This window comes from Anaerosacchariphilus hominis (assembly GCF_014290175.1).
GTDB classification, from domain to species: Bacteria; Bacillota; Clostridia; order Lachnospirales; family Lachnospiraceae; genus Laedolimicola; species Laedolimicola hominis.
This window is the reverse complement of sequence record NZ_JACOOR010000013.1, coordinates 1-20,210: the sequence shown is the minus strand read 5'-3', so window position 1 is coordinate 20,210 and position 20,210 is coordinate 1. Positions and strand designations below refer to the sequence as shown.

The 20,210-nt window shown below is 49.4% G+C and carries 27 protein-coding genes and 3 pseudogenes; 28 read left to right on the top strand and 2 right to left on the bottom strand.

Going from position 1 to position 20,210, the window contains the following annotated elements; genetic code table 11:
* The 15 genes and pseudogenes from H8S44_RS15820 to H8S44_RS15750 form a co-directional block, all read left to right on the top strand.
* Positions 1-302, top strand: a pseudogene (locus H8S44_RS15820) (phage replisome organizer N-terminal domain-containing protein); the annotation flags it as partial.
* Entirely contained in the window at positions 299-1,162 is an 864-nt protein-coding gene (locus H8S44_RS15815) for an ATP-binding protein (protein WP_186997551.1), read from the top strand. The pseudogene H8S44_RS15820 and the gene H8S44_RS15815, both read left to right, overlap by 4 nt.
* 64 nt (positions 1,163-1,226) lie before the next feature.
* A complete protein-coding gene (locus H8S44_RS15810; protein ID WP_431978759.1) occupies positions 1,227-1,400 on the top strand; it encodes a transposon-encoded TnpW family protein in 174 nt (57 codons plus the stop codon).
* A gap of 35 nt (positions 1,401-1,435) precedes the next feature.
* A complete protein-coding gene (locus H8S44_RS15805) occupies positions 1,436-1,843 on the top strand; it encodes a hypothetical protein (RefSeq protein WP_456298175.1) in 408 nt (135 codons plus the stop codon).
* 86 nt (positions 1,844-1,929) lie between these two features.
* Positions 1,930-2,754 (top strand): annotated as a pseudogene (locus H8S44_RS15800) (VirD4-like conjugal transfer protein, CD1115 family); the annotation flags it as partial.
* Between the two features lie 36 nt (positions 2,755-2,790).
* Positions 2,791-2,928 carry a Maff2 family mobile element protein gene (locus H8S44_RS15795; RefSeq protein ID WP_186997549.1) on the top strand — a complete coding sequence of 46 codons (138 nt, stop codon included), beginning with the start codon at positions 2,791-2,793 and terminating at the stop codon, positions 2,926-2,928.
* A 234-nt stretch (positions 2,929-3,162) separates the two neighbouring features.
* Positions 3,163-3,615, top strand: a complete 453-nt coding sequence (locus H8S44_RS15790) for a helix-turn-helix domain-containing protein (RefSeq protein ID WP_117846029.1) — start codon at positions 3,163-3,165, stop codon at positions 3,613-3,615.
* A gap of 164 nt (positions 3,616-3,779) precedes the next feature.
* Positions 3,780-4,238, top strand: a complete 459-nt coding sequence (locus H8S44_RS15785) for an RNA polymerase sigma factor (protein ID WP_118512300.1) — start codon at positions 3,780-3,782, stop codon at positions 4,236-4,238.
* Complete coding sequence (locus H8S44_RS15780) at positions 4,216-4,419, top strand: helix-turn-helix domain-containing protein (RefSeq protein WP_117457836.1); 204 nt, start codon at positions 4,216-4,218, stop codon at positions 4,417-4,419. Before H8S44_RS15785 ends, H8S44_RS15780 begins: the two co-directional genes overlap by 23 nt.
* Before the next feature lie 525 nt (positions 4,420-4,944).
* Complete coding sequence (locus tag H8S44_RS15775; protein WP_102759327.1) at positions 4,945-5,343, top strand: plasmid mobilization protein; 399 nt, start codon at positions 4,945-4,947, stop codon at positions 5,341-5,343.
* On the top strand, positions 5,315-6,937 hold the full coding sequence (locus H8S44_RS15770; protein ID WP_117739289.1) for a relaxase/mobilization nuclease domain-containing protein: 1,623 nt from the start codon (positions 5,315-5,317) through the stop codon (positions 6,935-6,937). Before H8S44_RS15775 ends, H8S44_RS15770 begins: the two co-directional genes overlap by 29 nt.
* Positions 6,938-7,122: 185 nt before the next feature.
* Positions 7,123-7,335 (top strand): hypothetical protein, encoded by a 213-nt coding sequence (locus tag H8S44_RS15765; protein WP_005927784.1) that lies wholly within the window; start codon positions 7,123-7,125, stop codon positions 7,333-7,335.
* Complete coding sequence (locus H8S44_RS15760; RefSeq protein ID WP_102759326.1) at positions 7,325-8,068, top strand: phage replisome organizer N-terminal domain-containing protein; 744 nt, start codon at positions 7,325-7,327, stop codon at positions 8,066-8,068. Before H8S44_RS15765 ends, H8S44_RS15760 begins: the two co-directional genes overlap by 11 nt.
* Positions 8,065-8,922: an ATP-binding protein gene (locus H8S44_RS15755; RefSeq protein WP_102759325.1), complete on the top strand. Its 858-nt coding sequence runs from the start codon at positions 8,065-8,067 to the stop codon at positions 8,920-8,922. The genes H8S44_RS15760 and H8S44_RS15755 overlap by 4 nt, the downstream gene beginning before the upstream one ends.
* Positions 8,919-9,107, top strand: coding sequence for a transposon-encoded TnpW family protein (locus H8S44_RS15750; protein ID WP_002569233.1), 189 nt, complete (start codon positions 8,919-8,921; stop codon positions 9,105-9,107). The genes H8S44_RS15755 and H8S44_RS15750 overlap by 4 nt, the downstream gene beginning before the upstream one ends.
* 50 nt (positions 9,108-9,157) lie before the next feature.
* Here H8S44_RS15750 and H8S44_RS15745 read toward each other — a convergent pair whose 3' ends face one another.
* Positions 9,158-9,778, bottom strand: coding sequence for an alpha/beta fold hydrolase (locus H8S44_RS15745; protein ID WP_102759324.1), 621 nt, complete (start codon positions 9,776-9,778; stop codon positions 9,158-9,160).
* Between the two features lie 212 nt (positions 9,779-9,990).
* Between H8S44_RS15745 and H8S44_RS15740 the strand changes: the two genes are divergently transcribed.
* The 6 genes and pseudogenes from H8S44_RS15740 (at position 9,991) to H8S44_RS16750 (ending at position 14,337) form a co-directional block, all read left to right on the top strand.
* A complete protein-coding gene (locus H8S44_RS15740) occupies positions 9,991-11,601 on the top strand; it encodes a recombinase family protein (protein ID WP_097839336.1) in 1,611 nt (536 codons plus the stop codon).
* A gap of 21 nt (positions 11,602-11,622) precedes the next feature.
* Positions 11,623-11,721 (top strand): annotated as a pseudogene (locus tag H8S44_RS17065) (Maff2 family mobile element protein); the annotation flags it as partial.
* Positions 11,722-11,882: 161 nt separating this feature from the next.
* Positions 11,883-12,155 carry a helix-turn-helix domain-containing protein gene (locus H8S44_RS15735; RefSeq protein ID WP_009274451.1) on the top strand — a complete coding sequence of 91 codons (273 nt, stop codon included), beginning with the start codon at positions 11,883-11,885 and terminating at the stop codon, positions 12,153-12,155.
* The gene (locus H8S44_RS15730; RefSeq protein ID WP_009274452.1) at positions 12,115-12,492 is read left to right on the top strand and encodes a TnpV protein; all 378 of its coding nucleotides are present in this window, start codon (positions 12,115-12,117) and stop codon (positions 12,490-12,492) included. The genes H8S44_RS15735 and H8S44_RS15730 overlap by 41 nt, the downstream gene beginning before the upstream one ends.
* 116 nt (positions 12,493-12,608) lie before the next feature.
* Positions 12,609-13,043 carry a MarR family winged helix-turn-helix transcriptional regulator gene (locus tag H8S44_RS15725; protein WP_009274453.1) on the top strand — a complete coding sequence of 145 codons (435 nt, stop codon included), beginning with the start codon at positions 12,609-12,611 and terminating at the stop codon, positions 13,041-13,043.
* On the top strand, positions 13,036-14,337 hold the full coding sequence (locus H8S44_RS16750; protein WP_003020289.1) for an MATE family efflux transporter: 1,302 nt from the start codon (positions 13,036-13,038) through the stop codon (positions 14,335-14,337). Before H8S44_RS15725 ends, H8S44_RS16750 begins: the two co-directional genes overlap by 8 nt.
* 93 nt (positions 14,338-14,430) lie before the next feature.
* Here H8S44_RS16750 and H8S44_RS15715 read toward each other — a convergent pair whose 3' ends face one another.
* Positions 14,431-15,237, bottom strand: coding sequence for a helix-turn-helix domain-containing protein (locus tag H8S44_RS15715; RefSeq protein ID WP_003020299.1), 807 nt, complete (start codon positions 15,235-15,237; stop codon positions 14,431-14,433).
* A gap of 483 nt (positions 15,238-15,720) precedes the next feature.
* On the opposite strand from H8S44_RS15715, the gene H8S44_RS15710 reads away from it, so the two are divergent.
* The 7 genes from H8S44_RS15710 to H8S44_RS15680 all read left to right on the top strand — a co-directional run.
* Positions 15,721-15,909 carry a hypothetical protein gene (locus H8S44_RS15710; RefSeq protein WP_003020302.1) on the top strand — a complete coding sequence of 63 codons (189 nt, stop codon included), beginning with the start codon at positions 15,721-15,723 and terminating at the stop codon, positions 15,907-15,909.
* Positions 15,906-16,247, top strand: coding sequence for a hypothetical protein (locus tag H8S44_RS15705; protein WP_009274456.1), 342 nt, complete (start codon positions 15,906-15,908; stop codon positions 16,245-16,247). Before H8S44_RS15710 ends, H8S44_RS15705 begins: the two co-directional genes overlap by 4 nt.
* On the top strand, positions 16,240-16,536 hold the full coding sequence (locus H8S44_RS15700; protein WP_009274457.1) for a DUF3847 domain-containing protein: 297 nt from the start codon (positions 16,240-16,242) through the stop codon (positions 16,534-16,536). Before H8S44_RS15705 ends, H8S44_RS15700 begins: the two co-directional genes overlap by 8 nt.
* 299 nt (positions 16,537-16,835) lie before the next feature.
* Entirely contained in the window at positions 16,836-16,979 is a 144-nt protein-coding gene (locus tag H8S44_RS15695; RefSeq protein WP_009274458.1) for a hypothetical protein, read from the top strand.
* Positions 16,980-17,166: 187 nt separating this feature from the next.
* A complete protein-coding gene (gene mobQ / locus H8S44_RS15690) occupies positions 17,167-18,747 on the top strand; it encodes a MobQ family relaxase (RefSeq protein WP_009274460.1) in 1,581 nt (526 codons plus the stop codon).
* Positions 18,748-18,812: 65 nt separating this feature from the next.
* A complete protein-coding gene (locus H8S44_RS15685) occupies positions 18,813-19,457 on the top strand; it encodes a CHC2 zinc finger domain-containing protein (RefSeq protein ID WP_117846379.1) in 645 nt (214 codons plus the stop codon).
* A partial coding sequence (locus H8S44_RS15680; RefSeq protein WP_243167638.1) for a virulence-associated E family protein occupies positions 19,426-20,210 on the top strand: 785 nt, incomplete at its 3' end. The genes H8S44_RS15685 and H8S44_RS15680, both read left to right, overlap by 32 nt.

The window sequence follows — 20,210 nt, the reverse complement described above, 5'->3', positions numbered from 1 at the left end:
AGATAGAGTTAGAGAAAGAGATAGAGATAAAGAGAGAGATAGAGAAGGGACGCTCCGCCCGCGCCTATGGCCGTTACCAGAATGTTTTCCTGACGGACGAGGAAATGGCAGACTTGCAGGCCAGCTTTCCCACTGTATGGGGCCAGTACATCGAAAAACTGTCCGAGTACATGGCTTCTACCGGCAAGCGTTATCAGAGCCATGCAGCGACCATCCGGCGCTGGGCCGGTGAGGACGCGAAGAAAGCAGCCCCGCCCATCCGCAACCGTGATTACAGCGTAAAGGAGGATGAAACCGTATGATGGAGATTACCGCAGAAATCCGGGCGCTGATTGACAAGGCAGCCGCCGGTGTGGAGTTGGCCGGGGACGAGTACATAGACCCGGCAGACGGCCTCATTCACTGCAAGAAGTGCAGCGGCCAGAGGCAGACCGTTGTGCCATGCTTTGGAAAACCGGGCTACTTCATGCCCCGCTGTATCTGCCAGTGCCAGCGGGAGGCCGAGGAACAGCGCAAGGCCGTTGAGGAACGGCAGCGCCGCATGGAGCGTATCAAGCGCCGGAAGGCCCAGGGCCTACAAGACCGCTATCTGTACGACTACACCTTTGCCAACGACAACGGCCAAAATCCCCTGATGGACAAGGCCCGCGCCTATGTGGAGAACTGGAAGGAGGCTTACAAGAACAATACTGGCCTGCTGCTGTTTGGGGATGTGGGAACCGGCAAGTCCTTTTTCGCCGGTTGTATCGCCAACGCCCTGCTTGACCGGGATGTGCCGGTGCTGATGACGAACTTTCCCACCATCTTGAACCGCCTGACCGGGATGTTCTCTGAGGACAGGTCGGAGTTTATTGCCAGCTTTGACGAGTATGACCTGCTTATCATTGACGATCTGGGCGTAGAGCGCAGTACCGAATATGCCATGGAGCAGATGTTTTTCGTCATCGACAGCCGCTATCGCAGCCGCAAACCCATGATTATTACCACCAACCTGAAGCTGGCGGAACTGAAGAACCCGCCTGATCTGGCTCACGCCCGTATCTATGACCGTATTCTGGAACGGTGTGCGCCGATTCTCTTTGACGGGAAGAATTTCCGGGAAGAAAATGCCGGTGCTACCCGACAGGCAGCAAAAGACATTGTAAGCAGTAAGCATGACTGATTTTTTACCGGGCGGCACAGACCCGTTCGGAGAAAGGAGCGCCATGAACAGAGAACCCCGTACTATGCAGGCGGCAGACGCCGCTACTGTGTCCAGAGCGCCGGAAAACACGCCAGCGATGGTAAAGAAAATCGGCAAGACAACCTACAAGGTTCATGTCCATTTCAGCAATACCAGCACAGAAACCATGAGCGATAAAATCAAGCGTATGCTCAAAAATGAAATTCAGCAGATGTGACAGACTGATAAACGAAGCTGCCTTGTGCTAAACTGATGATGGTACGCACCAAAATTTTTGTCAAGGAGGACACGAAAATGCTTTACACAGAAAAAGAGAAGCATGAAATTGAACGAGTAAAGGAGGTCTTTGCGGAACATCTGCGGCAAAGCCCTGATTTTGAACTGCTCTGGTCGGACAAGGTAGGCTATGTCTGGCTGGCGATTGGCGTAAATCCGCTTTATGTGGATACCGGTATCAGGATAGAATCAGCTGCCGATCTCTGCGGCAGGTGTTTGGACGATGTTGCTACGGATGTTTTGTATATGACGGGCAACGATCATGCACTGGAAGCAGCCGATCCGCTGGAATTAGCCGAAATCAAGCGGCGCTGGGAGCCATATATCAACCAGCTGCCAGACTATGCGTATCTCTGCAAAGACCTGCTGAACGGAAAAATGTAATCTATCAAACGAGGTGTCAGGAGCCATACGGTGCTTCTGGCACCTTTTTTGTGGATTTTTTGTGAATTTGATGAAAAAGTCCTTGACAATTCGTCTCTGGCAAGACACTCAAAAGTATATTGATTTCCTGCGGTGCCCGGCTTGCTCCCTTCGATATCAAGGAGCTGCGGGACCTGATGGAATATGACGAACTGGAACTGGATACCCTGGGCGACCAAAAGACGGCATTGTTTGTGATCCTGTCGGATACGGACAGTACTTTCAATTTCGTGGCCGCCCTCATGTATAGTCAGCTTTTCAATCTACTCTGCGACAAGGCGGATGACTTCTACGGCGGGCGGCTGCCCGTCCATGTGCGGCTCATTCTCGACGAGTTTGCCAACATCGGCCAGATACCGAACTTCGATAAGCTGATTGCCACCATCCGAAGCCGTGAAATATCGGCTTCTATTATTTTGCAGTCGCAGAGCCAGTTAAAAACCATCTACAAGGACGCGGCAGATACCATCGCCGGTAACTGTGACAGCACCTTGTTTTTGGGAGGCAAGGAGAAATCCACGCTCAAGGAAATTTCGGAGTTGCTGGGAAAAGAGACTATTGATCTCTATAACCAGTCCGAAAACCGGGGCAGTCAGGTTTCCCATGGCCTCAGTTATCAGAAATTAGGAAAGGAGTTGATGACCCAGGACGAATTGGCAGTGATGGACGGCGGCAAGTGTATCTTCATGCTGCGGGGCGTGCGCCCGTTCCTTTCGGACAAGTACGATCTCACCCAGCACCCGAATTACAGATACACGGCCGACGCCGACCCTAAAAATGTCTTTGACATGGAACGGTACATGAAGAAGCAGCGTGCCGTGGTAAAACCCACGGACACCTTCGATGTGTACGAGATTGACGCAACTACTTAAACCCAAATCAAAAACATTTTTTAGGAGGATTATTTTATGGCATTTTTCAACAGTGCAGTTGGTGTTTTGCAGACTCTCGTAGTGGCCCTGGGCGCAGGTCTTGGTATCTGGGGCGTTATCAACCTTCTGGAAGGTTATGGCCAGGACAACCCTGCTTCCAATGCTCATGTGTGATAAAGTAACACAACTAAAATAAAGAAAGACAGCCCACTATTCCGTAAAATAATGGAGTAATAGAGAAAACGTTTTTTCTATGCTAAAATAGGCATATAAAGTAGAATGACAATCAAGATATACAAGAAAGCACTTAAACTCCACCGTTTGTCATGTAATTGTATAGCTTACTTGCTAGAGTGCAAATGAGTATTTTGATAAGATTTATACACAAAATCAAAAGGAGGAACACATATGGAGTTCGCAGAAAAACTTATAGCACTACGCAAAAGTAGAGAATTAACACAGGAACAACTGGCTGAGCAGATTAATGTTTCAAGACAGTCTATTTCAAAATGGGAAAGTGGGCAGGTCATACCCGAAGTAGAAAAGATTGTTGAACTAAGCAAAGTATTCGATGTTACCGTGGATTATCTGTTAAAACCATCAGAGATAGATGAATTATCGGTTAAAACAGAAATTCTGGAACAACAACAGAAACAGATGTTAGTTAGGGAACAGAAACGCACTCAAATTTCCAAAAATATTATGTATTCGATTGGAATTTATTTGATTTTTTTTGCAGTCTATTTCATTGGGCATTTCTATTTTGAAATATGGAATGCTTCTGTAATTCTTGCAGAATTACTCATTGCAACCGCGATTGTAGTTTTTGTTTGGGTAAGGAGTTTTTCCGACAAATCATAAAGAGATAGAATTTGTAGCAAAACCAGCAGAGCCAGTCAACGGTAAGATGAACGGGCTGCGCCCGCCGTTGACAGCCCCGCCCGTCTTTGCTGTTCGGCAATCAAGAGGGCGACAGCTTAAAAGGCTGCCGCCCTCTGTCACTATTCAGAAAGGGGGTATTTTCCATGACCGAACACGAAAAATATCAAGAGCATATCCGGCACACTCACAATGCCTTTTGTATGATTGTTATTCGCCACGCTGCCATAGACGCAGCACAGAGTATACGAAGCCGCCGAGGCAAGGAAATCTCCCTTGACTACCTCATGGACGAAAAGCATTATCCGTTCAGTACAACAGATGAATACTTTGCAGAAGTGCCGACAAGCATGGAATATCCATTTACGGCTTGCGGTCAAACTGTCCTGTTGAAAAGTCCGCACCTTGCCGCAGCCCTGTCCTCTCTATCGGAAATGGAACAGGAAATCATTTATCTGTACTACTTTGAGCGTATGACCCATAAGGAAATCGGCAAGCGGTACGGACGGACACACAGCACCACTGGGAGGCACATACAGATAATTTTACAGAGATTGCAGGCAGAGTTGGAGGGCTTACACCATGAGCCAGCTACTTCCCTATGAAACAATAGTAAAGGCAAGCGAGGGTGACCCGGAAGCCGTTGCAGCCGTGCTATCCCACTATGCTGGATATATCCGAGCCTGTTCCAAAATGGACGGTCATATCAATGTGGAAATGCAGGAGCATATCATTCAAAAACTGATAGAAAGCCTGTTCAAATTCCGCTTTGACCGTGACAACTGAATAACCCACCGCCCATCACAGCGGCATACAAGCAGTAAGTCTGAAAAGATTTGCTGCTTTTTTTACGCCCTTTTTCAAAAAATCTTTCCGTTCCATTTGGCAAAAGTGCCTGTTCCGGTGTAGTAGGGATTAAGGGGAGATTTACGAAAAATGCAGCCGTGTCTTTGCCAAAAGAAACACCGCTACCGTTTTAGTGATGAACAGCGGGCAGACCGAAAAATTTCATTCGCTTTATTTATGAAAACAAGCCAAAACGCCCTTTTCAAATTGTAGTAATGGTTGGAGGGGCGAAGTGGCAATTTTTTAGAGCAAGATTCTACCGCAGTACCAAAATTCGCTTTTCGCTCATTTTGCCCCTGCGGGAATCTTGTTGGGGAGTGCCTTCCCCAAACCCTGCTTATGCGGCTTGCGCCGCTTAAAAATCCCTCAAAATATTTTTTCGGATTTTTCAAAAACAGTTCCGCTTCACACCCCGTTTTTCTCCTATTAGTGAGAGGACACCACACACAGAAAGGAGGTTTTACCATGCGAAAACGATATAACACGCCGCACCGCAGCCGGGTAATTAAGACACGCATGACCGAGGAAGAATACGCCGAGTTTGCGGAAAGGCTTTCTGCCTGCAACATGAGCCAAGCCGAGTTTATCCGGCAAGCCATAACCGGGGCAGCCATACGCCCCATCATAACCGTTTCCCCCGTCAATGACGAGCTGCTTGCCGCTGTCGGGAAGCTGACCGCCGAATACGGCAGGATCGGCGGCAACTTAAACCAGATAGCCCGAACGCTGAACGAGTGGCACAGCCCCTACCCGCAGCTTGCCGGGGAGGTACGGGCGGCGGTTTCCGACCTTGCTGCCCTAAAGTTTGAAGTCTTGCAGAAAGTGGGTGACGCTGTTGGCAACATTCAAACATATCAGCTCTAAAAATGCCGACTATGGCGCAGCGGAAGCCTATCTCACATTTGAGCATGACGAGTTTACCATGAAGCCCACCCTTGATGAAAACGGGCGGCTGATACCGAGGAAGGATTACCGCATTTCTTCCCTTAACTGCGGGGGCGAGGATTTCGCCGTTGCCTGTATGCGAGCCAATCTCCGCTATGAGAAAAACCAAAAACGAGAAGATGTGAAAAGCCACCACTATATCATCAGCTTTGACCCACGGGACGGGACAGACAACGGCTTGACCGTAGACCGGGCGCAGGAACTGGGCGAGCAGTTCTGTAAAGAGCATTTTCCCGGACACCAAGCCCTTGTATGCACCCACCCGGACGGGCATAACCACAGCGGCAATATCCATGTGCATATCGTCATCAACTCCCTGCGGATTTATGAAGTCCCGCTTCTGCCCTACATGGACAGACCAGCCGACACACGGGAGGGCTGCAAGCACCGCTGTACCAACGCCGCTATGGAATATTTCAAGAGTGAAGTCATGAAGATGTGCCACCGGGAGGGGCTTTACCAAATCGACCTCCTAAGCGGCAGCAAGGAACGGATAACGGAACGGGAATACTGGGCGGCAAAGAAAGGGCAGCTTGCCCTTGATAAAGAGAACGCCGCCAGAGAAGCCGCAGGACAGCCGACCAAGCCCACCAAGTTTGAAACGGACAAGGCGAAGCTGCGCCGGACGATACGGCAGGCACTTTCCCAAGCTGCCAGCTTTGACGAGTTTTCTTCCCTTTTGCTGCAGGAGGGTGTGACCGTCAAGGAGAGCCGGGGGCGGCTTTCCTACCTCACGCCGGACAGGACGAAGCCTATCACAGCCCGGAAGCTGGGGGACGATTTTGACAAGGCTGCTGTCCTTGCCCTGCTTACACAGAACGCCCACAGAGCCGCCGAACAGACCAAAGCCATACCGGAATACCCACACACCCAAAAGGGACGCTTGCAGGAGGAAAAAGCCGCAAAAACCACCCCGGCAGACAACATCTTGCAGCGCATGGTTGACCGGGAAGCCAAGCGAGCCGAGGGCAAGGGCGTGGGTTATGACCGCTGGGCGGCAAAGCACAACCTAAAGCAGATGGCGGCTACCGTTACTGCCTACCAGCAGTACGGCTTTTCTTCCCCGGAGGAACTGGACGAAGCCTGTTCTGCCGCCTATGCCGCCATGCAGGAAAGCCTTGCAGAGCTGAAGCAGGTGGAAAAGACGCTGAACGGGAAAAAGGAGCTGCAACGACAGGTGCTTGCCTATTCCAAGACCCGCCCTGTCCGGGACGGGCTGAAACAGCAGAAAAACGCCAAAGCAAAAGCAGCCTACCGTCAGAAGTACGAAAGCGACTTTATCATAGCAGACGCAGCCGCCCGCTATTTCAGGGAGAACGGCATTTCCAAGCTGCCGAGCTATAAAGCCCTGCAAGCAGAGATTGAAACCCTTATCCAAGAGAAAAACAGCGGCTACAACGATTACCGGGCAAAACGGGAGGAATACCGCCGCTTACAGACTGTCAAGGGCAATATCGACCAGATTTTACACCGGGAGCGCAAGCCTGTGAAAAGGCAGGAACAGGAACGATAAAAACCGCCCCAAAATGTACCCGAACCTATACAGAACAAGGGGGCTGCCCCGTACCCTATCCGCAAATACCAAAGGATTTTTTAACGGGCTTATAGGGCAGAAAAACCCCGAAAATGATACCGAGATGATACAGAATTACCGCCGATACCGCCACACCAGCGGAAACGGCAGAAAGGAGCGCACCCATGCCAAGAATGAGCAAGAAACGGCGGCTGGAATGGTCTTTTTTCCTGCGGCAAGTAAAAGTCGGGAATACCACCTGCGACCGTATCACATACAACGACCTCTGCCGGGGCTGTACCCATAGCTGCAAGCAGAGCTTCCGGGCGGTTATCATACTCTGCCCCCGCTACTACTCCAAACGCCGGAAAAAGGAGGACAGGGACAATGGCAGATAACCGCAAGTATTACTACCTCAAGCTGAAAGAGAACTTTTTTGACAGCGACTCCATTGTGCTGCTGGAAGATATGAAAGACGGGATTTTATATTCCAATATCCTCTTGAAGCTGTACTTAAAATCGCTGAAAAACGGCGGGAAGTTGCAGCTTGACGAGCATATCCCCTACACAGCGCAGATGATAGCGACACTGACCCGCCACCAGATAGGGACGGTTGAGAGGGCTTTGGAGATTTTCCGGCAGTTGGGGCTTGTGGAGCAGCTTGACAGTGGGGCTTTTTATATGACCGACATTGAGCTGATGATAGGACAGTCCTCTACCGAAGCCGAGAGGAAACGGGCTGCAAGGCTGGAAAACAAGGCACTTTTACCGCCCCGGACAAAAGGCGGACATTTGTCCGACATTCGTCCACCAGAGATAGAGTTAGAGAAAGAGATAGAGATAGAAAAAGAGAGAGAGGGAGAAACGGGACACCCCGCCCCCGCCGCTTATGGCAGATACAACAATGTGATACTGACCGATACAGAGCTTTCCGGGCTGAAAACAGAGCTGCCCGACAAGTGGGAGTATTATATTGACCAGCTTTCCTGCCATATCGCTTCCACCGGGAAGCAGTACCAGAGCCATGCAGCCACCATTTACAAGTGGGCGCAGGAGGACGCTGCCAAAGGCAAGGCTGCCCCGAAACAGGGCATACCCGATTATTCATGTAAGGAGGGCGAGAGCTTATGAAAAACGAGATTGAAGCTATGATTACGGACATTACAACCACTACCGTCGAAGCGGAGGACTACACAGGCGAGGACGGGCTTTTATACTGTGGCAAGTGCCATACGCCAAAAGAAGCCTACTTTTCAAAAGAAACCGCCCAATGGTTAGGGTATGACCGCCACCCAACAGACTGCGACTGTCAGCGAGCAGCCCGTGAAAAGCAGCAAGCCGCCGAAAGCCGACAGAAGCACCTTGAAAAAGTGGAGGACTTGAAACGCCGGGGCTTTACCGACCCTGCTATGCGGAACTGGACATTTGAGCATGACAACGGCAGAAACCCACAGACCGAAACCGCCCGCTTTTATGTGGAGAGCTGGGAAACCATGCAGGCTGAAAATATCGGCTACCTGTTCTGGGGCGGCGTGGGGACAGGAAAAAGCTACCTTGCCGCCTGTATCGCCAACGCCCTTATGGAGAAAGAGGTTGCCGTCTGTATGACAAACTTTGCAACGATACTGGGTGACCTTGCTGCCAGCTTTGAGGGCAGGAACGAATATATTTCCCGCCTTTGCAGCTACCCTCTGCTGATACTTGATGATTTCGGTATGGAGCGAGGGACAGAATACGGGCTGGAACAGGTTTACAGCGTGATTGACAGCCGTTACCGAGGCGGCAAGCCGCTGATCGCCACGACCAACCTCACGCTGGAGGAATTGCAGCACCCGCAGGACACGCCCCACGCCCGTATCTATGACAGGCTGACTTCCATGTGCGCCCCCGTCCGCTTCACGGGCAGCAATTTCCGAAAGGAAACCGCACAGGAAAAGCTGGAACGCTTAAAGCAACTGATGAAGCAGCGAAAGGAGAGCCTATGACAGAAACCAAACAGACAAGCACCACCAAAACAGACCGCCGCCCGGACTGTGTAACGGAAATCCGCATGGGCAACTCCGTCCTTACCGTTTCCGGCTTCTTCAAGCAGGGCGCAACCGACACCGCAGCCGACAAGATGATGAAAGTGCTGGAAGCGGAAGCTGCTACACAAAAAACAGCGATTTAACATGATACTGAAAAGCGGTCACGCTTTTGGCGTGACCGCTGGCAGAGAAATTATAGGTTGAAAAATGCTGAGAGTGCTTTCCCCAAATCTTCGGGAGCGTCTATGTTTACTTCATGTCCAGAATTTTTAATCACTAATAATTCGGCTTGCGGTAACTGCGATTGAAGCTGTAAAGAAGCCTGTTTATTTGCTGTATCTTTCTCCCCGCAGATAACCATTACAGGGCTATTGATACACTTCAATTCTTTTTGGAAATCTAAGTTTATCATGGATTTTGACAGATTGATAAAATCCGTTTTACCAAGTCCCATGCTTTCAAATGTTCTTTTAGGCATAAACCGAAAGAGCATATTTTGAAATTGCAAGAGTTTTTTCGGCATTGTATATTGTGTCGCAACCAACGCCAAAGAGTTTATTTTATCTGGATTTTCAATCCCATATTGCAATGCGAGAATACCGCCTAAAGATAGCCCACAGATATTGACCGGTTCTGAAAATTGCTTACAGTATTCGGAGAAAGCAAGATATAAAACTTGATAGCAGACCTCTTTATCTTCAAACCAATCAAAAAGGTTCGGGCATAAAATGTCCGCACTTTTCCCCATAGTGTTAATCGTATTTTTCCAGCTTGATGATGTTTGCCCTAATCCATGAAGTAATATAGTTTTCATTTTCTCTCCTGCAATGTCTGATGTGTATTTACGGTAAAGTATATCACAGAGTTATGAACTTTTCTATCTTTTTTGCAGCGAGAAGCCGTACAGTAAAAAATCGTCATTTTGACAGGCGGTAAAGAAGCAGAAACCGCTATACAGACAGCCGCCCCATGTGGTACAATCAAGGTACGGAATAGTGGGGCTGGCTGTCGGAAACGGAGGATTTTATGTTAAGACAGACCAACCAACAACCAATTACCGCCCTTTACCCAAGACTTTCCCATGAGGACGAGCTGCAAGGCGAGAGCAATTCCATTTCCAATCAGAAGCGTATCCTTGAAACCTATGCAAAGCAGAACGGCTTTTCCAATCTGCGCTGGTACACGGACGACGGTTATTCTGGTGCGAACTTTCAAAGACCCGGTTTCCAAGCCATGCTTGCGGACATTGAAGCCGGAAAAGTCGGGACAGTTATCGTAAAGGATATGTCGAGGTTAGGGCGAAATTACCTGCAAGTGGGAATGTACACGGAAATGATTTTCCCACAGAAAGGTGTCCGCTTTATCGCTATCAATGACGGAGTGGACAGCGCACAGGGCGACAATGACTTTGCCCCGCTGCGGAATATCTTTAACGAATGGCTGGTGAGAGATACGAGCAAGAAAATCAAAGCAGTAAAACGCTCAAAAGGCATGAGTGGCAAGCCCATCACAAGCAAGCCTGTGTATGGCTACCTCATGGACGAGGACGAAAATTTCATTATTGACGAGGAAGCTGCACCCGTAGTCAAGCAGATATACAACCTCTGCCTTGCCGGGAATGGTCCGACCAAGATAGCCCGTATGCTCACAGAGCAGCAGATCCCCACGCCGGGGACTCTTGAATACCGCAGGACGGGCAGCACCCGCCGCTACCACCCCGGCTATGAGTGCAAGTGGGCGACCAATACCGTAGTGCATATCCTTGAAAACCGGGAATACACAGGCTGTCTGGTAAATTTCAAGACAGAAAAACTTTCTTACAAAGTCAAGCACAGTGTAGAAAATCCCCCGGAAAAGCAAGTGATTTTCGAGAACCACCACGAGCCTATCATAGACACCCAAACATGGGAACGGGTGCAGGAGCTTCGCAAACAGCGCAAACGCCCCAACCGCTATGATGAAGTGGGTTTGTTCTCCGGCATACTGTTCTGTGCGGACTGCGGCAGCGTGATGTATCAGCAGCGATACCAGACGGACAAGCGCAAGCAGGACTGTTATATCTGCGGCAACTACAAGAAACGCACCCATGACTGTACGGCGCACTTTATCCGCACCGACCTCTTGACCGCTGGTGTACTCTCCAATCTGCGGAAAGTGACCAGCTATGCGGCAAAGCATGAAGCCCGGTTTATGAAACTCTTGATTGAGCAGAACGAGGACGGGGGCAAACGCAGGAACGCCGCCAAGAAAAAGGAACTGGAAGCCTCCGAGAAACGCATAGCCGAGTTATCCGCTATCTTCAAGCGGCTGTATGAGGACAGCGTGACCGGGCGCATATCAGACGAGCGTTTCACAGAGCTGTCGGCAGACTATGAAGCAGAGCAACGGGAGCTGAAAGAAAGAGCCGCTGCTATTCAAGCGGAGCTTTCCAAAGCACAGGAAGCCACCGTGAACGCAGAAAAGTTTATGAATGTTGTCCGGCGGCATACCAGCTTTGAAGAACTTACCCCTACTCTGCTGCGGGAGTTTGTAGAGAAAATCGTTGTGCATGAGTGCAGCTATGACGAGAACAAGACCCGCAGACAGGACATTGAGATTTATTATTCTTTTGTTGGCAAGGTGGACTTGCCCGAATAACCGCCCGACCTATCCGACACAATGCGCAAGTGCCGGATAGGAACGGCAAAATTTTTTACACTCCTATTACTTCTTTATCGCACATCAGTAAAAAGCCAGGGTATGAAACAGTTCATGGCTAATTAAAGGGAACAAAAAGAAAGGAAAAGCACAATCCAGACGGTATCAGCGGCAGTCCACAAGAATAAATTGTGATTTCACAAGATTGGTGCTATAATAAGAGAAAAGTTCCTGCCGGGGCAGCCGCCCCGGTGGTATGGATAGGAAGGCGGGAAAGCAATATGCACATCAGCTATAAACCACTCTGGCATACACTGTTAGAGCGTGATATGAGAAAAGAAGATTTAAGGCTTGCTGCTGGTATGACAACGAATATGATTGCCAACATGAGCAAAGAGGGAAAGCACATCAGCATGGATACATTAGCCCGTATCTGCGAAACGCTGAATTGTGAGATTACCGATGTGATTGAGTTAGTATCAGACGAGCCTGCTTCCACAGGAGGTAAGGAGCATGAGCGAATTGAAACCAAGAATAACGGAAAACGGAATTGATTATATCCTTGTCGGAGATTACTATATCCCAGATTTGAAGCTGCCGGAGGAACATCGCCCTATCGGAAAGTACGGACGGATGCACCGGGAGTATTTAAGAGAAGTCCACCCAGCCAAATTGAACACCTTGACCTTGACAGGGGAGTTATGGACATACCTTGCAGACCTGAACGAACAGGCACAGGAACGGTTAGACACCATCATGGAGCAGATGAAAGATGCCGAGGGCGTGACCGAGGAATTGAAACGAACCCAACAAATGGAATGGGTGCGGCGTTGCAATAACATTCACAACCGGGCAGAAGAAATTATTTTGCAAGAGATGATTTATTCATAACGGTATGGTAGAATGATTATGACAAATAAGAATTTTTTGCTCCATACGCCCTTGACAATAGTCCTTACAATATACTATAATAGTATTTGTAAATACTATTTGTAAGAGGAGGACTTATGGAAAACAATCATTTTAACGTTGCGTGGGCGAAAAGCACTGCGCTATATACAAAAGCAGCTTCAGTACTTGGCATCGGATACCCGGAAATGATGGTGCTGTATGCGCTGGAATCCATGGGAGAACTGACGCAAAAGCAGATCGCAGAGAATTTCGGTATGCAAAAACAGACGGTTCATACGGTCGTGAGCGCACTTCAAAAGAAGGGCTATTTACTGTTGGAGGCCAGCGAGGGCGATAAACGTGAGAAGCGGATCGTCTTGACTGAAAGCGGACAGGTATACGCCCACAGAATGATTGCGCCTTTACGAAAAGCCGAGGAGAAGGTTTATAGAACAATCGGGAACGAACGGCTCCAAGCCATGTGTGAAATTCTTGACCTTTTCAATCTTCTCTTTGAAAGAGAGCTGAGAGGAGGTCTGGGCAGTGAATAACAAGCGGACTTTCTTTCAGTATGTGATTCCGTCCGTGTTATCCTTTGCGCTTTCCGGGGTGTATGCCATCGTTGACGGTTTCTTTGTAGGCAACTCAATCGGGGATGCCGGACTTTCCGCAATCAACATTGCATATCCCATCACGGCGGTCCTGCAATCCGTAGGGACAGGAATCGGAATGGGCGGTTCAGTCAAATACTCCATTCTGAAAGCAGCAGGAAATGAGAAAAAAGCACGGGAGTTCGTTGCCGGTGCAACATGGCTGATGCTTCTTTTCAGCGCTGTCCTGACTGTCACCGTTTTCTTCACTTCAGAGAAAATCCTTTCTGCCCTTGGTGCATCGGGCGAGTTGCTTACTCTGGGAAATGAGTATATCAAGGTAATTGCCCTTGGAGCGATTTTACAGGTGTTCGGCACCGGACTGGTTCCGTTTATGCGTAATTACGGCGGTTCTTTGTGGGCAATGATCGCTATGATCTGCGGCTTTGCTACCAATGTTGCTCTTGACTATACTTTTGTGTGGGTTCTTGGACGGGGCATGTACGGTGCGGCATTGGCGACCATTATTGGGCAGGGAGTTACCATGGCGGTTGCACTCGTGTATTGCGCCATCAAAAAGAACCTCACTCTGAAAATCGCACCTGTTGATACCCCGAAAACGGCATTTCAGATATTAAAAATCGGACTTGCTCCATTTGGCTTGACCCTTGCCCCAAATATCTCTCTTGTGATCATCAACCGATTTTCGGTTTATTATGGCGGACAGGAGGCTATCGCCACCTATGCCTGTATCTCCTATATCATCTGCATTGTTTATCTTCTTTTGCAGGGTGTCGGTGATGGTAGCCAGCCGCTCATGAGTCAGTTCTACGGAGCAGGCGAAGAAAAATCGCTCAAACAAACCAAAACGCTGGCGTATGAATTTTCCATGGTTTTGGCGGTAATCAGTGCGATTCTGATTTACCTGCTCCGTGGAAAGATTGGACTACTGTTCGGTTCATCTGCCGAGGTAAACGCAGGGGTCATAAAGGTCATGCCGATCTTCCTTGTGTCGGTTCCGTTTGACGCCATCACACGAGTTTCCGCGGCGGCTTTCTACGCAACCGAAAAAAGTGTGCTGTCCTATGTTCTGACCTTTATCGAACCCATCATCATGCTGGTGTTGATGCTGATGCTGCCGCCGGTGTTTGGCGGTCAAATCACGATTTGGTGGAGCGCCGTATTTGCAAAGGTCATTACCGCATCAGTAAGCATTGTGCTGTCCGTTAGATACAGCGCACAAAGAAATCGATAACTTCCAGTTTATCGTTCTGATTTTCAACTGAATAACCACAGTAAAAACCGCTGCTACATGGAAGCTAACAAACCATGCAACAGCGGTTTTTCTTTACCGTTTTTTCCTTTGGCTGATAGGCGTTCCCATTTTCTTTGATTTTTTGAGAATCCGAATGAGCCAGCGAAATTCTTCATCTGACAGATTTTTATAGTTGATACCGAGCTGCTTGCAGTAAAGGACAACGAGCTTTTCATCCCGACTGCCCTTGAAATTTTCGACCGCTTCCAGATTTTCTTTCAGTTCATCGGCAACGGTGGTCTGGGGCGCACTCTCACTGTCCTTTTTGTGAGCTTCCCGAATATCCCGGATAATGAGATTGAGGTCATCCAGAACCATGTGGCTGAAATATTCATCATCGCTGATATGGGCGGCTTGCAGCACTTTCAAATGCGGGTCATCTTCGCCGGGGCGATACCGTTCAATGATTTCATGCCGGACGGTATCGACAAGTGCATTGAGATTTTGAATCTGCATGGTGGCAATCCCGTCCACATAAATCTCAATGTCTGCAAGAAACTTGATAAAATCTTTATGTGTGGCAAGCTCACAGAGCAGACGGTTGTTAATCCGACCGCTTTTCAGGAGAGCAACCATCTCATCATTCAAATGCAGCTCCGTCAATGACGTGTTGATCTGCTCCCTGTTCTCTGTCCGGCACAGTAGATAATCAACGGAAACCCCATAGAAGTCTGCCAGCGTGATAAGGTTGCCATGATTGATTTCCTTAAAATCCTCTTTTTCATAACTTCCGAGAGCAGATTTGGAAATACCCGTCAGCTTTGATAGTTCTTCCAGATTTAAGCCTTTGTCCTTGCGGAGTTCCCAAAGGCGTTCCTGTATGCTTGTTGCTCCTTTCATGGGCGCACACTCCTTTCCGGCGGTTTCATTGCTGCCGCTTAACTGGATTATATCACACTTTCCGCAATCGTGGAAATTTCTGATTTTTACTCCTAATTCCTACTTTGTGGACATACGGCACAGGGCACAAAAATGTTCTATGATACAGGTAGTTCATCGATGGATTATTCCAATCGAATGACCAGCCTGTGTGGGATATGCTTCCCCGGCGATGTAGTGCCATGACTTTTGGCAGGGATGTGGAGGAACCCTGACCGAAACGAGCGTACCAAAGGGAGCGATACGCCGCTGTGAGATTCAGGGGAGGAACGACACCGGGGAGAACTGGCGAACTGACACCGAAATGATACCGAAACACGACAATCTGATAGGGGGATAGCCTACCCTATCGCTGATACTTCGGGAGATTTTAGGCGGCTCTATGGCTGTAATTTTTCCGAAAATCGCCCCGAAACCATACACAAAAACGGGAGGAAGCGCAATATGCCGAGAATGAGCAAAAAGAGGAAACAGGAGCTTTCCTTTTACCTCAATGACCGGGGGCGTGTCACTTACAACGAATTATGCCGGAAATGCCAGCATGGGTGCAAGCAGAGCTTCCGGGCGGTTGTGATTGACTGCCCCCGTTATTTATCCAAACGAGCAAAGAAAAAGGAGGAACACACCGAATGAATTTTGAATTTATGACGATAGACACACCCTTGCCGCCCTGTATGCCTTTTCCCAGGGCGTTGACAGGATTTCCAGTCAGCAGCACCGCAAAGGTCATGTACTGCCAGATGCTGGACGCTATGCTGTCCAAAGGGCAGGAGGACGAAAACGGAATCCTGTTTGTCTGCTTCCCTGTTACAGCCATTGCCGCAGTCCTGTCCCGCAGCTCCATGACAGTCAAGCGTTCTCTGAATGAACTGGAAATCGCCGGACTTATCATGCGGGTGCGTCAGGGCATTGGAGAACCAAACCGAATTTATGTGCTGATACCGGGAAAGGAGGACGCTGCCTTTGCCTGATACCTCAATGCTGGAAAAGCTAAACCAGAAGCTGGAGAAAAGCGAAAAGAAACTGCGGAAAGCCATCAATGATGAAAAGGTATTGCAGCACCAGTTGAAACAGCTTACCCGAAAGGAACGGACGCACCGGCTCTGTACCCGTGGCGGTATGCTGGAAAGTTTTCTGCAAGAGCCGGAACGCCTGACAGATGATGATATCATGCTGTTGTTGAAACTCATTTTTCACAGGCAGGACACACAGGAACTATTGAAAAAACTGCTGGAACGGAAGAAGCCGGAAACCCCTTAGTTTACTAAGGGCGCAATTATACACCACCCAGAGGTTGGTGCATTGCGTTCTCCGAAGGCTCCTCGCCGGAGGGCTGTGATTTTCCGCAGTCATGGTCTGCTTCAAATCAAACAGGGGACGCTACGCTTCCCCTGCGCTGGCTGCCGCCAGCTACCCTTTTGTGTACTTGCCATCTGGGGACACCTTGCGTTGCAAGCTGTTCCCAGCCGACAAGTTTCATAAAATATGCTATCTTTTCGATAGCCAATGAAGTATAATGAAGATGACAACAAATCGGCATTTGTAAAGGAGGATTTACAATGAAGAAAATTGGATTAGGTATTGCAATACTACTCTTTGCCATTATAATTTCTCTTTGCTCATCAGGAATGGGGCTGCTCGTTATCGGAATTGGGATTGTAGGATTGATTTTTTCAATCATAGGATTTATAGAACGCAAGTAAAATAACTTCCAGTTTGTCAGCTTCACATCGGGTCAACTTGCCCCGAACTTTTACAATTAAATACCCGCCGCCCACATAGCGGCACACCGAGCAGGAAATCTGAAAAAGGTCTCCTGCTTTTTTTCTGCCCAAAATGAGGTGGTAAAACGCCACCCCGTCCACCAATTAGCGAAAGGAGGGACACGAAATGCCCTGTCCACACAACGAAATCACGATTGTTCAGCGCAGCCAGCGGCAGTCTGCGGTTGCCGCCGCTGCTTACCAGAGTGGCGAAAAGCTGTTCTGTGAATACGACCAGCAAGTGAAGCACTACCCGGAAAAGCGTGGTATCGTCCACAATGAAATCCTGCTCCCGGCAAATGCTCCGCCGGAGTATGCAGACCGCAATACCCTATGGAACGCCGCCGAAGCTGTGGAAAAACAATGGAACTCCCAGCTTGCAAGGAGGTGGGTGCTTACCATTCCCAGAGAGATACCGCCTGACCAGTACGCTGTCCTTGTCCGGGAGTTTTGTGAGCAGCAGTTTGTTTCCAAAGGAATGATTGTTGACTTTGCCATCCATGACACTTATCCGCCGGGACACAATCCCCACGCCCATGTCATGCTCACTATGAGGGCAATGGACGAACATGGAAAATGGCTTCCCAAGAGCCGCAAGGTTTATGACCTTGACGAAAACGGGGAACGGATAAAACTTCCGTCCGGCAGATGGAAAAGCCACAAGGAGGATACGGTGGATTGGAACGACCAGAAGTATTGCGAAATCTGGCGGCATGAATGGGAGGTCATCCAGAACCGCTATCTGGAAGCCAATGACCGCCCAGAGCGTGTGGACTTGCGTTCTTATGCCAGACAGGGGCTTGATATTATCCCTACTGTCCATGAGGGAGCTGCTGTCCGGCAGATGGAAAAGCGGGGTATCCAGACGAACATCGGCAACCTGAACCGGGAAATCAGAGCCGCCAACCGCCTGATGAAGTCCATCCGGCAGCTTATCCAAAACCTCAAAGGCTGGATTACCGAGCTGGGAGAAAAACGGAAAGAACTGCTTGCACAAAAGGCGGCGGAGGAAGCGACACTTCTTCCCAATCTACTGATGAAATATATGGAGATACGAAAGGAAGAACGGAAGGACTGGACGAGGTCTGGACAAAATCGGGGGACTTCACAGGACTTAAAGGCAGTCAGCGAAGCCCTGTCCTATCTCCAGCAAAAGGGGCTTTCCACTGTGGAGGACTTAGAAGCATTTCTGGAATCTTCCGGGAAATCAGCCGCAGATTACCGCAATCAGATGAAGCCAAAGGAAGCCCGAAGCAAAGTGATTGACGGGATTCTTGCCAGCCGGACAGACTGCAAGGAATGTAAGCCTGTCTATGAGAAGTACCAGAAGATATTTTTTAAGAAAACAAAGGAGAAATTCAAACAGGAACACTCGGAGGTTGCCCGGTATGAAAAAGCCGCCGCCCACCTTGCCAAGCACCCAGATGATAAGGACAGTACCCAAAAGGAGCTGCAAGAGGAGCAGGAAACGCTTCTGGAAGAAATCGCAGAGTTGAAAGTACCACTGACCGAGGTACAGGAGGATTTGAAGAAGCTGCGGGACATCCGCTACTGGGTACGGAAAGCCACACCCGGCACAGAGGAAAGTAAAGAGTCGCCTAAGAAGCAGCCCATCAAGGAAGTCTTGCAGGATAAGGCAGACGAGAAAAAGGCTCAAAGAACCGCCCCGGCACAGGCGAAACACAGACAACAGGATATGGAACTTTAACAGGCACTTGCCATTTTCAATCAGAGAATGTCAGGTGCTTTTCTTATTTTCAAGGAGGGATAGATTTGAATGTATTTGAAGCTGTGAAGCAGTCCGTCACAACAAGACAGGCTGCGGAGCATTATGGAATCCATGTAGGTCGGAACGGGATGGCTTGCTGCCCGTTCCATAATGATAAAACCCCAAGCATGAAGCTGGATCGGCGTTACCACTGCTTCGGCTGCGGTGCGGATGGGGATGTGATTGATTTTGCCGCCGCCCTGTATGGGCTGGCAAAGAAAGAAGCCGCCGTACAACTGGCAAATGACTTTGGGCTTTCCTATGAGGACTGGAAACCGCCGGGAAAGGCAAAAAAGCCCAAGCCCCAGCAGAAATCCCCGGAGGAACAGTTTCAGGAAGCAAAGAACCGCTGCTTCCGTATCCTTGCCGATTATCTCCACCTGCTTCGGGCATGGAGAACGGAATATGCCCCGCACTCCCCAGAGGAAGCCTTTCATCCCCGGTTTGTGGAAGCCTTACAAAAGCAAGCCCATGTGGAATATCTGCTGGATGTGCTGCTGTTCGGGGAGACAGAGGAAAAAGCGGCTTTGATTGCGGACTACGGAAAGGATGTGATACAGCTTGAACAGCGAATGGCAGAGCTTGCAGCCGCAGACGCAGCAAGAACTAAAAAACACCATGAACGCCATGCAGCCGCCCCAGAGCATTGAGGAAATCAAGGCGGGGCTGGAAACCACCGAGAAAGGCGGTGTCCGCCAGAGCATACGGAACTGCCTGACCGTATTCCAGCGTGACCCTCTGCTTTCCGGGGCTATCGCATACAACATCCTGACCGACCGCAAGGACATCATAAAGCCCATCGGTTTTCACAGAGAAAGCACAGCCCTGAACGATACGGATATGAAGTATCTGCTTCTCTATCTGGAAGAAACCTATGGGCTTACCAATGAGAAAAAGATTGATAATGCCATCGGGATTGTGGCGAATGAAAACAAGTACCATCCCATCCGGGACTACCTAAGTGCCCTTGTGTGGGACGGGACAGAACGAATCCGTTTCTGTCTGCGGCACTTTCTGGGGGCTGACGCAGACGATTACACCTATGAAGCGTTGAAGCTGTTCCTGCTGGGTGCAATCTCACGAGCCTTTCAGCCGGGGTGCAAGTTTGAAATCATGCTTTGTCTGGTAGGCGGTCAGGGGGCTGGAAAGTCCACCTTCTTCCGTCTGCTGGCAGTCCGGGACGAGTGGTTCTCCGATGATTTGCGGAAGCTGGACGATGACAATGTGTACCGTAAGCTGCAAGGTCACTGGATTATCGAAATGTCGGAAATGATGGCAACCGCAAACGCCAAGAGCATTGAGGAAATCAAGTCATTTTTAAGCCGACAGAAAGAGGTTTACAAGATACCCTATGAAACCCACCCAGCAGACCGCCCCCGTCAGTGCGTGTTTGGCGGCACTTC

Bases quoted from the DNA above. Each gene is read 5' to 3' on its own strand.
- H8S44_RS15815 (WP_186997551.1), top strand. From the start codon at position 299: ATGATGGAGATTACCGCAGAAATCCGGGCGCTGATTGACAAGGCAGCC.
- H8S44_RS15810 (WP_431978759.1), top strand. From the start codon at position 1,227: ATGCAGGCGGCAGACGCCGCTACTGTGTCCAGAGCGCCGGAAAACACG.
- H8S44_RS15805 (WP_456298175.1), top strand. From the start codon at position 1,436: ATGATGGTACGCACCAAAATTTTTGTCAAGGAGGACACGAAAATGCTT.
- H8S44_RS15795 (WP_186997549.1), top strand. From the start codon at position 2,791: ATGGCATTTTTCAACAGTGCAGTTGGTGTTTTGCAGACTCTCGTAGTG.
- H8S44_RS15790 (WP_117846029.1), top strand. From the start codon at position 3,163: ATGGAGTTCGCAGAAAAACTTATAGCACTACGCAAAAGTAGAGAATTA.
- H8S44_RS15785 (WP_118512300.1), top strand. From the start codon at position 3,780: ATGACCGAACACGAAAAATATCAAGAGCATATCCGGCACACTCACAAT.
- H8S44_RS15780 (WP_117457836.1), top strand. From the start codon at position 4,216: ATGAGCCAGCTACTTCCCTATGAAACAATAGTAAAGGCAAGCGAGGGT.
- H8S44_RS15775 (WP_102759327.1), top strand. From the start codon at position 4,945: ATGCGAAAACGATATAACACGCCGCACCGCAGCCGGGTAATTAAGACA.
- H8S44_RS15765 (WP_005927784.1), top strand. From the start codon at position 7,123: ATGCCAAGAATGAGCAAGAAACGGCGGCTGGAATGGTCTTTTTTCCTG.
- H8S44_RS15760 (WP_102759326.1), top strand. From the start codon at position 7,325: ATGGCAGATAACCGCAAGTATTACTACCTCAAGCTGAAAGAGAACTTT.
- H8S44_RS15755 (WP_102759325.1), top strand. From the start codon at position 8,065: ATGAAAAACGAGATTGAAGCTATGATTACGGACATTACAACCACTACC.
- H8S44_RS15750 (WP_002569233.1), top strand. From the start codon at position 8,919: ATGACAGAAACCAAACAGACAAGCACCACCAAAACAGACCGCCGCCCG.
- H8S44_RS15745 (WP_102759324.1), bottom strand. From the start codon at position 9,778: ATGAAAACTATATTACTTCATGGATTAGGGCAAACATCATCAAGCTGG.
- H8S44_RS15740 (WP_097839336.1), top strand. From the start codon at position 9,991: ATGTTAAGACAGACCAACCAACAACCAATTACCGCCCTTTACCCAAGA.
- H8S44_RS15735 (WP_009274451.1), top strand. From the start codon at position 11,883: ATGCACATCAGCTATAAACCACTCTGGCATACACTGTTAGAGCGTGAT.
- H8S44_RS15730 (WP_009274452.1), top strand. From the start codon at position 12,115: ATGAGCGAATTGAAACCAAGAATAACGGAAAACGGAATTGATTATATC.
- H8S44_RS15725 (WP_009274453.1), top strand. From the start codon at position 12,609: ATGGAAAACAATCATTTTAACGTTGCGTGGGCGAAAAGCACTGCGCTA.
- H8S44_RS15715 (WP_003020299.1), bottom strand. From the start codon at position 15,237: ATGAAAGGAGCAACAAGCATACAGGAACGCCTTTGGGAACTCCGCAAG.
- H8S44_RS15710 (WP_003020302.1), top strand. From the start codon at position 15,721: ATGCCGAGAATGAGCAAAAAGAGGAAACAGGAGCTTTCCTTTTACCTC.
- H8S44_RS15705 (WP_009274456.1), top strand. From the start codon at position 15,906: ATGAATTTTGAATTTATGACGATAGACACACCCTTGCCGCCCTGTATG.
- H8S44_RS15695 (WP_009274458.1), top strand. From the start codon at position 16,836: ATGAAGAAAATTGGATTAGGTATTGCAATACTACTCTTTGCCATTATA.
- mobQ (WP_009274460.1), top strand. From the start codon at position 17,167: ATGCCCTGTCCACACAACGAAATCACGATTGTTCAGCGCAGCCAGCGG.